This window comes from Xanthomonas euvesicatoria pv. euvesicatoria (genome assembly GCF_020880415.1).
Classification (GTDB): domain Bacteria; phylum Pseudomonadota; class Gammaproteobacteria; order Xanthomonadales; family Xanthomonadaceae; genus Xanthomonas; species Xanthomonas euvesicatoria.
The window spans coordinates 1-13,583 of the sequence record NZ_JAJIUJ010000055.1 but is presented as its reverse complement, the minus strand read 5'-3'; the positions used below and the strand labels follow the sequence as shown (position 1 = coordinate 13,583).

Annotated in this window: 8 protein-coding genes and 1 other RNA gene; 6 read left to right on the top strand and 3 right to left on the bottom strand. The window is 64.4% G+C overall.

From position 1 onward, the window contains the following. Window positions 1-6: 6 nt before the first annotated feature. From LN450_RS10250 to azu, 5 genes are all read left to right on the top strand, one after another. The gene (locus LN450_RS10250) at window positions 7-1,614 is read left to right on the top strand and encodes a flavin monoamine oxidase family protein (RefSeq protein WP_011348485.1); all 1,608 of its coding nucleotides are present in this window, start codon (window positions 7-9) and stop codon (window positions 1,612-1,614) included. Next, entirely contained in the window at window positions 1,611-2,036 is a 426-nt protein-coding gene (locus tag LN450_RS10245) for a c-type cytochrome (protein ID WP_011348484.1), read from the top strand. Before LN450_RS10250 ends, LN450_RS10245 begins: the two co-directional genes overlap by 4 nt. A 24-nt stretch (window positions 2,037-2,060) precedes the next feature. Next, window positions 2,061-2,564 (top strand): RidA family protein, encoded by a 504-nt coding sequence (locus tag LN450_RS10240; RefSeq protein WP_011348483.1) that lies wholly within the window; start codon window positions 2,061-2,063, stop codon window positions 2,562-2,564. A gap of 30 nt (window positions 2,565-2,594) precedes the next feature. Beyond that, window positions 2,595-3,797 (top strand): pyridoxal phosphate-dependent aminotransferase, encoded by a 1,203-nt coding sequence (locus LN450_RS10235; protein WP_011348482.1) that lies wholly within the window; start codon window positions 2,595-2,597, stop codon window positions 3,795-3,797. Between the two features lie 210 nt (window positions 3,798-4,007). Then, entirely contained in the window at window positions 4,008-4,457 is a 450-nt protein-coding gene (gene azu, locus LN450_RS10230) for an azurin (RefSeq protein WP_005911961.1), read from the top strand. A gap of 82 nt (window positions 4,458-4,539) precedes the next feature. Here the strand turns inward: azu and LN450_RS10225 are convergent, their stop codons facing one another. From LN450_RS10225 to hemL, 3 genes are all read right to left on the bottom strand, one after another. Next, window positions 4,540-7,311, bottom strand: a complete 2,772-nt coding sequence (locus LN450_RS10225) for a winged helix-turn-helix domain-containing protein (protein WP_011348480.1) — start codon at window positions 7,309-7,311, stop codon at window positions 4,540-4,542. 314 nt (window positions 7,312-7,625) lie between these two features. After that, a non-coding RNA gene (locus tag LN450_RS10220) (sX9 sRNA) lies at window positions 7,626-7,701 on the bottom strand. A gap of 468 nt (window positions 7,702-8,169) precedes the next feature. After that, complete coding sequence (gene hemL, locus LN450_RS10215; RefSeq protein ID WP_011348479.1) at window positions 8,170-9,459, bottom strand: glutamate-1-semialdehyde 2,1-aminomutase; 1,290 nt, start codon at window positions 9,457-9,459, stop codon at window positions 8,170-8,172. Between the two features lie 302 nt (window positions 9,460-9,761). Between hemL and LN450_RS10210 the strand changes: the two genes are divergently transcribed. After that, on the top strand, window positions 9,762-12,944 hold the full coding sequence (locus tag LN450_RS10210; protein ID WP_011348478.1) for an outer membrane beta-barrel protein: 3,183 nt from the start codon (window positions 9,762-9,764) through the stop codon (window positions 12,942-12,944). Window positions 12,945-13,583 lie beyond the last annotated feature (639 nt).

The window sequence follows — 13,583 nt, the reverse complement described above, 5'->3', positions numbered from 1 at the left end:
GCGTTGATGCAAGGCAATCACACGGGAGCGATGACGCGGCGGCAATTGCTGGCGCGCATCGGTATGACCGCCGGCGGCGCGATGATGTATCAGGCGATGAGCAGCCTGGGCATGGCGGCCGAATCCAGTTTCAAAGGCCCACTGCAACTGGATGGCGACCCCAAGGGGGCGTCGGTCTTGATCCTCGGTGCCGGGCTGGCCGGCATGAGCGCGGCGTTCGAGTTGCGCAAGGCCGGTTACCGCGTGCAACTGCTCGAATACAACGAACGCCCCGGCGGGCGTAACTGGACCCTGCGCGGCGGCGACCGCTATGCCGAGCTGGGCGGGGCTAGGCAGCATTGCCAGTTCGACGAGGGTTTGTATCTCAATCCCGGGCCGTGGCGCATTCCGCATCACCACAAGGCGGTGCTGAGTTACTGCAAGCAGTTCGGCGTGGCGCTTGAAGCGTTCAATCAGGTCAATTACAACGCGCTGCTGCACAGCCAGAAAGGCTTCGGCGGCAAACCGCAGCGCTTTCGTGTCATCGACGCAGACTACAAGGGCCATGTGTCCGAGTTGCTGGCCAAGTGCACGCAGCAACGCGCCCTGGACACGGCCGTCAGCCGCGAGGATCAGGAGCTGCTGCTGGAATCGCTGCGCACCTGGGGCGCGCTCGACCAGAAGTTCGGGTATGTCAAAGGCAAGGACAGCAGCGAGCGGCGCGGGTTTGCGCGCTATCCCGGCGGTGGCTTGTCGGGCAGGCCGGAATTCTCCGATCCTTTCAGTGTGCAGGACGTGCTGCGCTCGCGCCTGTGGACCACACTGGCAGCCGGCAACAACTATGAAATGCAGACCACCATGTTCCAGCCGGTGGGAGGCATGGACCAGATCGGCAAGGCGTTCGCGCGTCAACTGGGCAATGCCATCACCTATAACGCCAAGGTCACCAAGATCGACCAGGACGGCAGCGGCGTGCGCGTGTCCTGGCAGGATGCGGCGCGTGGCGGAGAAGAACGCCTCGCCACTGCGGATTGGTGCATCTGCACCATTCCGTTGTCGGTGCTCAGCCGCATACCGGTCAACGCCAGCGATGCGATGACCACGGCGATCGGCAAGGTGCCGTATGCGGCCTCGGTGAAAGTGGGGCTGCAATTCAAGCGCCGTTTCTGGGAAGAAGACGAAGCAATCTACGGCGGCATCAGTTACACCGATCTGCCGATCACCTTGATCAGCTACCCCAGCACCAACTACCACAGCCCTGGCAAAGGCGTGCTGCTCGGCGCCTATGTGTGGGGGCTGGATGCCTACCAGTTCACCGCGATGTCCCCGGAGCAGCGCGTGCGTAAAGCAGTGGAATACGGCACCCAGCTGCATCCGCAGTATCCGCGCGAATTCGAAAACGGCATTGCGGTCGGCTGGCACCGCGTGCCGTTCACGCATGGCTGCTTCGGCATGTGGAGCGAGCAGGCGCGCGCCGAGCATTACCAACCGCTGTGCCAGATCGACGGACGGCTGGCACTGGCCGGCGAGCACGTGTCGTACATTCCGGCCTGGCAGGAGGGTGCCATTCTGTCGGCGCACGATGTCGTTGGCCGCCTGCATCGCAAGGTCATTGCCCAGGGAGGGCGCGCATGAGTCTGCTGCCAAGAGCGTGCGGCGCCACTGTTGCGCTCGCCATTCTCGCCTTGTTGGTGCCGCCCAACGTGCGCGATGCGCAGGCGCAGAGTTCCGATGCCACACAGCTGTTTCCGCAGCAAGGCTTCGCCAAGGCCTCCGGCCAGGACGTTTACCAGGCGATCTGCCAGGGTTGCCATATGCCGGCCGGGCGTGGCGCGCAAGGTGCCGGCGACTATCCTGCGCTTGCCAGCAACCCGAAACTGGCCGCCGGCCCGTACGTGACGATGATGGTGCTCGACGGCCACGCGGGGATGCCGGGTTTCGCCGACATGCTCGACGACCGCCAGGTGGCCGAAGTGGTGAGCTATGTGCGCACGCACTTCGGTAACGACTATGCCGAGCGCGTGACCATCGACGATGTCAGATCACTCCGCCGCTGATCTTCTCTCCTACAAGGAATTGCCATGCTCCGTTCCATCACGACCGTTCTCACCGCCGCAGTGCTTTGGTCTTCCAGTCTCGGTGCCGCACACGCGGCCGAGGTGATCCGCCACAAGATTCCCAACAGCGATTTTCCCATCGCTGCCGCGGTGGAAATTCCGGCCGGCAAGGCCACGGTGTATGTCAGTGGCAAGTTGCCGGCGGTGATCGATACCAGTGCGCCGAAGGATTCGGCGGCCGCCTATGGCGACACCAAGGTGCAGACGGTGAGCGTGTTGAACCAGATCAAGCAGCAGCTGGCCACGCTGGGGTTGGGCATGGGCGATGTGGTGAAGATGCAGGTGTTTCTGGTCGGCGATCCGGCGATGGGCGGCAAGATGGATTTCAGCGGCTTCATGGAAGGCTATCGCCAGTTTTTCGGCACCAAGGAGCAACCCAACCTGCCGGCGCGCTCGGCATTCCAGATCGCAGCGCTGGGTAACCCGCTGTACCGGGTCGAGATCGAAGTGGTTGCCGTGCGTCCCTGAATCCGCGTTGTCATCCTGCTGGAGGTTGTCATGAACACTGCTCTTTCGCGCCGCGCGTTTCTACGCGACTCCGCGTTGTTTGCCGGCGCCGCCGGTGCCGGCAGCTTGCCGCTGTTGGCCAGCGGCTTCGAACGCGCCACTGCCATCGCGCCCGCATCGGCAACGGCGCTGGCACCGGTGATGATCGACTCCAATGAATTTCCGGATGGACCGTCGGCTGCCGCAGTAAAGGCCATCGCGCAGATCGCCCCGCAAGGCGGGCGGTATTTGCGGCAGGTACAGATGGAATTGATGACCACCCTGGCTGCCGAGCTCGCGCTGCCGGTCGATCACCTGATGGCGTATGCCGGGTCCACCGAACCGCTCGACTACACGATGCTGGCATTTACTTCGCCCAGCGCCGCGTTGGTCACAGCCGACCCCACCTACGAATCCGGTTGGCGTGCGGCAACCCGCAATGGCGCGCGCCTGATCAAGGTGCCGCTGCGCAAGGACTTTTCGCACGATGTACAGGCCATGTGCGCGGCGGACGCCAACGCGGGCGTGATCTACATCTGCAACCCCAACAATCCCACCGGTTCGGTCACCGCACGCAAGGATCTGGACTACGCGTTGGCGCACAAGCCCAAAGGCAGCGTGTTGGTGGTGGATGAGGCGTATATCCACTTCGCGCAAAACACGCGCAGCATGGTCGACATGGTTGCTGCAGGCGAAGACGTGGTGGTGTTGCGCACCTTCTCCAAACTCTATGGCATGGCCGGCATCCGCCTGGGCTATGCGGCCGCGCGTCCGGACCTGCTGGCCAAGCTGAAGTTCTACAGCGTCAACAGCTTGCCGGTCACCGCCGCCGCTGCCGGGCTGGCCAGCCTGCGTGATCCTGCACTGGTGCCGCAACGGCGCGCACGTACGGCCGCGACGCGCACGGATGTGATGGACTTTCTCGCCAGGCAGGGCTATGCGTGCACTGCCTCGGAGAGCAACTGCTTCATGGTGGATGTAAAGCGGCCTGCCGCCGGCTTCAAGGACGCCATGGCCACCCATGGCGTGTTCATCGGCCGCAGCTGGCCGGTGTGGCCAACCTGGTCGCGGATCACTGTGGGCACCGATGCGGAGATGGCGCGTTTCAAGCAGGCGTTCGTACAAGTGATCGCCGGTAAGCGCGGCCCGTTGCCGGTGCCGGCCATCGCGTCCGCAGCAGCAGATCCGATGGATGCGTTTTTCCGTTACGCGTGAAGCACGCATGCGGCCGAAGGTCTGCTTGCAATCAGCAGGGCGCCTGGCATCGTTGGTCGATGCGCGAGCGCATGCAGTGGGCTGGCGCGTGATGCCCTGTTGATTGCGACTCCGCGTTACTCTGGCACTATCAGCACCTCTGACCACGTCGCTGTTGCAACGGTGCGCCGCGTGCGATGTGCTGCACCTTCCCAACGCAGGAGTGTTCTCTTGAAGCTGTTTTCCACGATTGCTGTGTGCGCGCTGGCGCTGATGGCGCCGACGGCATGGGCACGGACGTGCGCGGTGACCATCACCGGCAACGATCAAATGAAGTTCGACCAGAGCGCGATCAAGCTAGCGCCCGAGTGCACGCAGGTGGAGCTTACGCTCAAGCATTCCGGCAAGATGGCTGCCACCGTGATGGGGCACAACTGGGTGTTGACCAAGTCTGCCGATTTCCAGGCGGTGGCCAATGCCGGCGTACGTTCGACCATCGCCGACAGCTATCTGCCCAAGGCCGACGCACGCGTGATTGCGCACACCAAGGTCATTGGCGGCGGCGACAGCACGACGGTGAGTTTTCCCACCAGCAAATTGAGCAAGGGCGCCGACTACACGTTCTTCTGCTCGTTCCCCGGCCATTGGGCGATGATGAAGGGCACGCTGACGTTCGGGTGATGCATGCGGGCGGCCAGTGCTGTCAGGCCTGGCCGCCACACGTGCAAACCTGCGTTGAACGCAAGATGCATGCGGACCTGGGTCAGCCAGGTCGCAGCGGCTGATCTGCATGCGGGCCGCTTCCACGCAACAACCCGCGCTGCAATGCTTGCGCTAGCGCGCTTTCGCGGCTGCGCGCGTCGAGCTTGCGGTACAGGTTTTTCAGATGGAATTTGACCGTGTTTTCCGACAGGTGCAGGCAGCGTGCGATCTGCTTGTTGGAATAGCCACGCGCCAGTTGCGCCAGCACTTCCAGTTCGCGCTCGCTGAAGATGTCATCGGCCGGGTCGTCGTCGCCGCTAAGGCGTTCGAGCAAGGCCTGGATGGTCAAGGCACGCGTGGTGCCGCCCACGGTCTGCGGGTCGTGCTGGCGTAGCGAGCGCAGCATCGCCTTGGCCGGCAAGCCCAGTTCCACGATCGCCTGCCAGCTTTGCGTGAGCGCGACATGGTCCAATGCGCTGTACAGATACGGCAGGGCGGCAACCAGTTCGCCGCGTTGCTGCAGTACCAGCGCGATGCGTACACGGGCGCGCGCCAGATGGCAGACATTGTCGTTGGCCAGGCAGGCTTGCTCGATCTGTCCGAGGATGCTCAGCGCGGCGCTGCTGCGCCCGGCCAGGCGATGCCAGCGGGCCAGTGCGAAGCCCATCGCCGCGCGATCGTGCCAGCGGTGTGGCGAGCGCAAGGTATGCGCCAGGCCGGATTCGCCGCCGGTACGTGCGATCAGCACATCGATGGCGGCGTTGCCTGGATGTTCCAGTAACAGCATCAGCCGCCATGCTGCAGCCAGTTCCGACAAGCGCGCCAATTTGCGTCCGTGTGCGATCTGTTCGATATGCTCCAGCAACAGCAACGCGCTGCGTCCGCTATGGTCGCGCACGCGTTCCAGCCCCAGCGCAGTGCCGTATCCGGCGGCCAGCACGTCCACGCCGCCATCGTGCTGCTCCAGCAATTCCAGCGCCGGATGCAGCAGGTCGGCTGCGTCGTCGTGATGGCCGCGTTCGTAGTGCAACTGCGCAAGCAGGCACTGAGCGGCGGCTTCCAGCACCCGATCCGGCTGCGGGGTACGTGCGCACCAGCTCAGTGCCTGCTGATAGCAGGCTTCCGCATCGCTGAGCCGGCCGCGATAGAACAGGCTCTGCCCCAGCGACAACATGGCCCGGCTGGCACCGACCTCGCTGCCGCCACGTTGCATGGTGTCGCGCGCGTTGCGCGCGTAGCGCTCGGCAACCGCGAACGCGCCCTGCGCAATCGCGGTGGTGGCGCAGATGCAGAGCAACATGCCGCGGCCCAGATGGTCGTCTTCGTCCAGTGCGCCAGCCTGGGCGGCAATCTGGGTCAGGCCATGCGGATTGCCGCAGATTTCATCCAGACGGTCGCGCAGCAGCGCCACGACCACGGTGTAGTCGCGCTGCAGCGGCTCGCGTAACGCAGCCGGAAAATCGCGGAAGCGCTCCAGCAAAAGGCGTGCGTGGGCGAATTCGCCCAGCTTGATGTGCAGGTGCGCCTGGGTGAGATTGAGCGCGGGTGTGTCGCGGATGGTGCGGTGGTCGAAATGGCGCAGCAGTGCGCGTACTTCATGCGTGCCGTGAGTCAACAGCAGCTGCCAGGTGCCGGCGCGTGCGATGTAGCTGGCGGCAAGATCGCCGCAGCCGCCGCGCCAAGCATGCCGCACCGCTTCGGCAAGCTGCTGATGATCGCCGAACCAGCGCGCTGCGCGTTGATGCAGCTGCACGCTCAGGCCTGGATGTTCGCGGTCGAGCAGTTGCTGCAAAAAGTCGGCAAACAGCGGGTGGTAGCGGAACCATTCGCGCTCGCCATCCAGCGGCACCAGCAGACCATGGAAATGCTCCAGCCGCGCCAGCAAGCGGCCGCTGTCCTGGCGTTGGCGCACCGCGTCGGCGAGCGCGGCGTTGAAGCGTTCCAGCGGGCTGGTGCGCAACAGGAGTTCGCGGGTGTCTGGGTCCAGATCGTTGACCACTTGTTCGGCCAGGTACGCGGCAATCTGCGCGCTGCGCCCGGAGAAACGTACGGTGACTTCCTGCCGACGCTGGGTATCGCCTTCCAACCACAGCCGTGCCAGTTGCAGCGCCACCGGCCAGCCTTCTGTGTAGCGCCGCAGTTCGTCCGCCACCGGTGCGGTCACGTGCGGGCCCAGCAACGCCTGCGCTTCGGTGTCGTCGAGCGCCAGCTGCGTGCTGCCGATGCGGCTGAGCTGCGCGTGCAGATCCAGCCGCGCCAGGGGTAGATTGGGTACGCGGCGGGTCGCGAGTGCCAGATGCAAACGCCCGCCACTGTGTTTGATCAGGCGTAGCACCAGTTCATCGACAGGGCTGCTGCCGAGTCGGTCGTAGTCGTCGAGAATCACGCTGATGCGGCGGGGCGCTGCGCGCAGCGCGCGAATCAGCAATGCCGCCGCGTCGCGCGGGTCGTGATCGCGGTTGTGCAGCACGGCCGCGCACAGCGCGTGGTCCGCGCCTGCGTTCTGCAGCGCATACGCAAGATGGCCGAGAAAACGCCCGGCGTCGGCATCTTCTTCGTCCAGCGACAGCCATGCCACCGCGCTCTGCTCGCGCGTACTCAGGTGCGCATGCCACTGCGCCAGCAGCGTGGTCTTGCCGAATCCGGGCGGGGCGAGCAATAGCGTCAGCGGACGTGCCTGCGCCTGATCCAGCGCAGCCAGCAGTGCGCCACGCACCACCGCGCCGGGGGGCGGCAACGCAGGCTCCAGCTTGCCGGCAAGCAGCCAATCGGGATTCACGGGGTCGCGCGACGGTGTCGGGCGCGGGGTGAGCAGCGCAACAGGCTTGAGCATGAGGCGAGGGCGGCCGTATCGAGCGTCGACAGCGCGCCGACTCGACACGCTGCAGATCGGGGTGAAACAGCGGCAATGCAGCGTCATCACCGGATTCGGCGACGCAGGTGCAGCGGCTGCTTCGAGGGTCCCCACCCATGCCCGTCCCTGAGCACCTTTTTCAGAAAGGTATGACAGCCACACGACAAAAGCAAAGCGTGTTGCGCCGAGTCGAGGAGGCATTGCGGCCGAAGCGCCGGCCCGTGCACTCGGTCAAGGAGCGCTAGAGGTCGCCTGCTCGTGGCCGCGGTGGTGAGAGAGCAGCGACTAAGAGCGGCTAACAAGACGTAGCGAGCAGCTGTCAGGTGGGCGCGGACGGCGCGCAGGAACCGGAGTGTACGAGTGGTACATGAGGATTCCGAGCACCGGCCGCGCCCACCTGGCGGCTGCGCAGTAGTTTTGTTAGCCGCTCTAAGAGCAATTGCCAAAGCGACTACGCTCGCTACCACACAGCCGCGGCCGATGCGCGATGCGGCGTGGACCACGCACCGCGGTCCTGCGCCCCGCCCAGGCCCGGCTGACGGCTACCCGCTGGGTTGTGGCAGCCGCTCCTATGCAAAGACAGCGCCATCCACAGTTCGCTGCGAGCATGGCGCGCAGTCTGGCAACGCGCACCGCCGTGCAGTCGCCGTTGCTACGAACGAAACCGCTGCACGCACGCGCAGGCTCACCAGCAGTTCCGGTGATGCCTACCTCGCCAATGTCCTGCGCCACTGCCAGTGCGGCACGATCACGCCGCACCGCAAAGCAGCAAACCAGCGACGCCTCCGCGCTCACCGATTCCCAATTCCCAATTCCCAATTCCCAATTCCCAACCAATCAGCGCGCCACGTCCGCAAACGCCTCGCGCGCCGCCGCCAGGGTGGCTTCGATCACCGCTTGGTCGTGCGCACTGGACATGAAGCCGGCTTCGTACGCCGAGGGTGCCAGGTACACGCCCCGCTGCAGCATCGCGTGGAAGAAGCGGTTGAAGCTGGTGATATCACATGCCGTGGCCTGTGCGTAGCTTTCCACGATGTCGTCGGTGAAGAACAATCCGAACATGCCGCCGACCTGATTGGTGGTGACGGCAATGCCTGCCGCGCGTGCGGCATCTTCCAGGCCTTCGCACAGCATGCTGGTGGCCTCGCTCAGGCGCGTGTGGAAGCCCGGCTCCTGCACCAGCTCCAGCATCGCCAGGCCGGCGGCCATCGCTACCGGGTTGCCCGACAAGGTGCCGGCCTGGTAGATCGGCCCGGCCGGAGCAACCTGCTCCATCAAGTCGCGGCGGCCGCCGTAAGCGCCCACCGGCATGCCGCCGCCGATGATCTTGCCGAAGGTGGTCAGGTCCGGGGTCACGCCGTAATGTGCCTGCGCACCACCGAGCGCGACGCGGAAGCCGGTCATCACTTCGTCGAAGATCAGCAGCGCGCCGTGCCGCGTGCACAGCGTGCGCAGATGCTGCAGATAGCCGGCCTGCGGCGGAATGCAGTTGGCGTTGCCGACCACCGGCTCGATGATCACCGCCGCCACCTCCGCGCCGATCTCGTCGAACAGCGCGGTGGCGCCTTCGAAGTCGTTGAAGCTCAGCGTGGCGGTCAGCTCGCTCAGCCCTGCGGGTACGCCGGGCGAGGTCGGTACACCCAGGGTCAGCATGCCGCTGCCGGCCTTGACCAGAAACGAATCGCCGTGGCCGTGATAGCAGCCTTCGAACTTGATGATGCGATTGCGCCCGGTGGCGCCACGCGCCAGGCGTACCGCCGACAGCGTGGCTTCGGTGCCGGAGTTGACCATGCGCACCATCTCGCAGGAGGGCACCAGCCGGGTAATGGTCTGCGCCATCGTCACTTCGGCTGCGCACGGCGCACCGAACGACAGCCCGTTGCCGATCGCCCGCTCGACCGCTTCGCGCACGGCCGGGTGGTTGTGTCCGGCAATCATCGGTCCCCACGAGCCCACGTAGTCGATGTAGCGGTTGTCGTCGACATCGAACAGATACGGGCCATCGGCGCGCGCCACGAAGAACGGCTCGCCGCCGACCGATTTGAACGCCCGCACCGGCGAGTTGACGCCGCCGGGTAGCAAGGTCTGCGCCTGGGCGAACAGGGCGTGGGAGCGGGAATGGTTCATGCGCAAATCCTTGAGGAATACCGATTGGGGGCATCGACGCCCGGCAGCGGGCATCGCGTGCGCCATTGTCAGGCCTGCGGCCTTGCGCGCCTACCCGTCGGACACCCGCCTACCCGTCGAAGTGGGCGGATGGGGGAACTTGGCTGCCTATGATCGAACGCGACGTGATCGACAGTTTGGAATGAGCTGATGGCGCGCAGTCATTGGCATCGCGCTGCAGATGTTCAGAAAGTGTGATTTCGGTAGCCATTGGCACCGTTCGTTTGTCGCCTTGCCGACAGTTCAAGACCTGGGGAGAGAGCATGAACCGTAGTATCCAGAAGCGTGCCTTGGCATTGGCATTGGTCGTGGCCATGGGCAGCGTCCACGCGCAGTCCACCACCGGCAGCATCGTCGGCAGCGTGGGGCAGGGCAGTGGCACGAGCGTGCTCGTGGAAAACAATAGCGGCTTCAGCCGCGAGGTGCCGGTGGACGCACGCGGCCGCTACACCGCCGGCAATCTGCCGCTGGGCACCTACAAGGTGACGGTCAAGCGCGATGGCGCAGTGGTGGAGACGCGCGAGAACGTCGCCATCACCGTCGGGGCCAACACAGACGTGTCCTTCGCTGCCAGCGCAGCCGCGGGGAGCGGCGTGCAGACGCTGGACAGCGTCACCGTCAGCGCCGCCAGCCTCACCACCATCGACGTCAGCAGCGTGGATACGCGCACCGTGGTCACCGCCGAACAGTTGCAGCAACTGCCGCTGGGCCGCACCGCCGAAGCGATCGCGCTGCTGGCACCGGGGGTGGTGGTCAACAGCGGCGGCTTCGACAACGGCCCGCTCGGCGGCTCGCTCCCCAGCTTCGGCGGCTCGGCCGCCAGCGAAAATGCGTACTACCTCAACGGCTTCAACACCACCACCATCAGCAACAACCTGGGCGGCCTGACCCTGCCGTACGGCGCCATCGACCAGCAGGAAATCTTTACCGGAGGCTACGGCGCGCAGTACGGCCGCGCCAACGGCGGCGTGATCAACCAGATCGGCAAGCGTGGCACCAATGAGTGGAAGTTCGGCGCTGCAGTGATCTGGGAGCCGAACGGCCTCAAGGCCAATCAGCGCGACATCTATTGGCGCCCGGACAGCCAGGGCAGCACCATCAACAACGCCGCCTACCGCTATGCGCGTGCGGCCAATGGCCTGTACCAGCCCGCCAGCGAGGCCGAGGCCAACCAGACCACCTACAGCGCCTATGTCGGCGGGCCGATCATCCAGGACAAGCTGTTCTTCTTCCTGGCCGCCGAGCAGGTGAACTCCGACGGCGTGCGCGTGGGCACCAATCGCGACACCGACAACGGCCGCACCGGCGGCCTCACCGACTACGACTACACCCAGAAACGCTGGTACGCCAAGGTGGACTGGAACATCACCGACAACCACCTGATCGAGGTGACCGGTGCCAGCGACGTCGCCGAAACCAATGGCTCGATCTATCGCTACGACTATGTTGCGCGTCAGCGTGGCGCCTACTTCACCGACGAATCCACCTGGAAAACCGGGCCGACGCTGTTCACCGGCAAGTACACCGGCTATCTGAGCGACAACCTCACCGTGACCGCCCTGTACGGCAAGATGAGAACGCCGGACGAACTGACGCCGTTCAACTACGACGCGGCTGGCGGTCCGGTGATCAACAGCGCCGCATTGCAGAACCCTGCCTACACCGGCGGCACACCGCGCATCGGCAACCAGCTGGTCACCTCGGTCAGCTCGCCGGACCGCGAGTACAAAAAAGACAACCAGCGCCTGAATCTGGAATGGCGCATCGGCCACCACACGCTCAACTTCGGTCTCGATAACCAGAAGTCAGAAGGCATTGATGTCGGCTCGATCCTCTCTGGCCCCGGGTTTGCCTGGACCTACGGACAGACCAATGACCCGTACGGGCTGGCCACCGGCGGCCTGGTCAGCCAGTCGGCCAACGAAGCCGGCGGCATCGGTGCGCCGAGCCCGGGTTTGGTGGATCCGGTCAATGGATCCAGTGGCTACTACGTGGTGCGCAACATCAACACCAGCCTGTATTCGTACGAGGCCAAGCAACGCGCCTACTACATCGAAGACAAGTGGCAGGTCACCGACAATCTGCTGCTGAGCCTGGGCCTGCGCAAGGACGAGTTCACCAACTACACCCCGTTCGGTGATCCCTACATCGAAATCGACAACGCGTGGGCGCCGCGCTTGGGCTTTAGCTGGGACGTCAATGGCGATTCCAGCTTGAAGGTGTTCGGTAACCTTGGCCGTTACTACCTCGGTCTGCCGCTATCGGCGGTGAGTCTGTTCACCCCGGCCACGACCACCGATACCTACTTCACCTACAGCGGCATCAATGCCGACGGCACGCCGATCCTGGCGCAGCAGCTGGGTTCGGCGGTGTCGGCCAATTCGCGCTTCGGTCGCATCGCCGATGTACGCACCGCGGTGGCCAAGGACATCGAAGGCGAAAACCAGGACGAACTCATCCTCGGATTTACCAAGCAACTCGATAGCGGCTGGGTGCTGGGCGTGCGCGGCACGCATCGCCGTCTCAATGCCGGCATCGACGACCAGAACTATGACGTCTCCAACACCGCGTTGATCGATGCGGCAGCGGCGCAAGGCGTGACCATCGATTTCTCCAAGGTGGCGGGCGCATCGTTGATCAATCCGGGCCAGACCAATACCTGGGGGGTGATCGGCACTGATGGCCAGTTCCACGAAATATCGGTGAGCCGCGAGGCGGCAGGTTTCCCGAAGTTCAAGCGCAATTATTCGGCGGTGGAGTTCAATCTGGAGCGTCCGTTCGACGGCAAGTGGTATGCCAAGGTCAATTACGTCTGGTCGCATAGCTACGGCACCACCGAGGGCCAGGTGCGTTCGGATCTGTGGCGCACCGGCGGCGCGCTGGGCAGCTATCAGGGCCAGGCCTCGGTCTCGACCACGCAAAGCTGGGACCACCCTGCGTTGATGGAACACTTCAATGGCGATCAATCCAACGATCATCGCCATCAGCTCAAGCTGTTCGGCTTCTACCAATTCACTCCGCAATGGGGCGCATCGGCCAATTTCAGCCTGATTTCCGGTGCTCCGCACAACTGCCTGGGCAACTACTACGGGACCGAATATAGCGGCCGCGATCCGGCCGGCTACGGCGGCAGTGCAATTACCGGCGGCCCGTATCACTACTGCTACAACCCGGAGACCGGCACCGGCGTGGCATCGCCTCCCGGCTCGCAGGGGCGTTTGGGCTGGATCGCGCAGCTGGACATGGGCGTGACCTACAAGCCGGCATTTGCAGATGGCAAGCTGGCGTTGCGCTTGGACGTATTCAACATCACCAACGAGCAGACCGCGACCAACATCTACCCGTTCTCGCAATTGCCCGACAACACCACCAACCCGCTATGGGACCAGGTCGTCGCCTATCAGGCGCCGCGCTCGGGTCGGGTGACGTTGAGCTACGACTTTTAATTGCGCCACGCGATAACGGCAGTCCCGGCAGCGACGCGTGATGGCACGCGTCGCTGTTTTTTTTTGGGGATGGCGCTCAAGTCGACATCATTCTGATGAGCGGGAACACGCCGCCTGAGCGACGACTTGGCTGAGCGCAGTGCACTTGATCTCGGCGTTCGGCTAGCAGGGGTACGTCATGATCGCGTGTCTGCATCGCTTTCAATAAAACTGCCAGCAAACCGTCTGGCGAAGGCACCGCGCACGCGATGTTCGAGGCAACGCGATGCAGTGAAATACATGTCGCGGTCTTGAAGTGGATTGGACGGTTTGTATGGCCAAGCCTGGGAGCCTTAGATCTGCTTCTTGGCTGCAGGGCCCTTGCCCGCCTACCATCGCCGGACACGCTGCAAGTACGTCCCTGTAAGCTCTTACGCGGCATCCATGCCGCGTAAGGTCCGGCGACGGTAGGCGGGCAAGGGCCTGTCGCGTTGGTTGCTGTGCATGTGGGAGCAGCGCTCGAGGCGCTTTCCACATCGGTCAATCACCCGCTTCTCTGGTCATTCTCTCGTCGTGCCCGGCAAGTGCCATCACGAAGCAATCGGCAGCAGCGTGGCCGCGCACGCAACGACCCGCTCGGTTGGCCGCCAGCCAACCTTC

What these genes read in the sequence shown, in the direction of transcription:
- LN450_RS10250 (WP_011348485.1), top strand. Translation starts at nt 7, where the DNA reads ATGCAAGGCAATCACACGGGAGCGATGACGCGGCGGCAATTGCTGGCG.
- LN450_RS10245 (WP_011348484.1), top strand. Translation starts at nt 1,611, where the DNA reads ATGAGTCTGCTGCCAAGAGCGTGCGGCGCCACTGTTGCGCTCGCCATT.
- LN450_RS10240 (WP_011348483.1), top strand. Translation starts at nt 2,061, where the DNA reads ATGCTCCGTTCCATCACGACCGTTCTCACCGCCGCAGTGCTTTGGTCT.
- LN450_RS10235 (WP_011348482.1), top strand. Translation starts at nt 2,595, where the DNA reads ATGAACACTGCTCTTTCGCGCCGCGCGTTTCTACGCGACTCCGCGTTG.
- LN450_RS10225 (WP_011348480.1), bottom strand. Translation starts at nt 7,311, where the DNA reads ATGCTCAAGCCTGTTGCGCTGCTCACCCCGCGCCCGACACCGTCGCGC.
- hemL (WP_011348479.1), bottom strand. Translation starts at nt 9,459, where the DNA reads ATGAACCATTCCCGCTCCCACGCCCTGTTCGCCCAGGCGCAGACCTTG.
- LN450_RS10210 (WP_011348478.1), top strand. Translation starts at nt 9,762, where the DNA reads ATGAACCGTAGTATCCAGAAGCGTGCCTTGGCATTGGCATTGGTCGTG.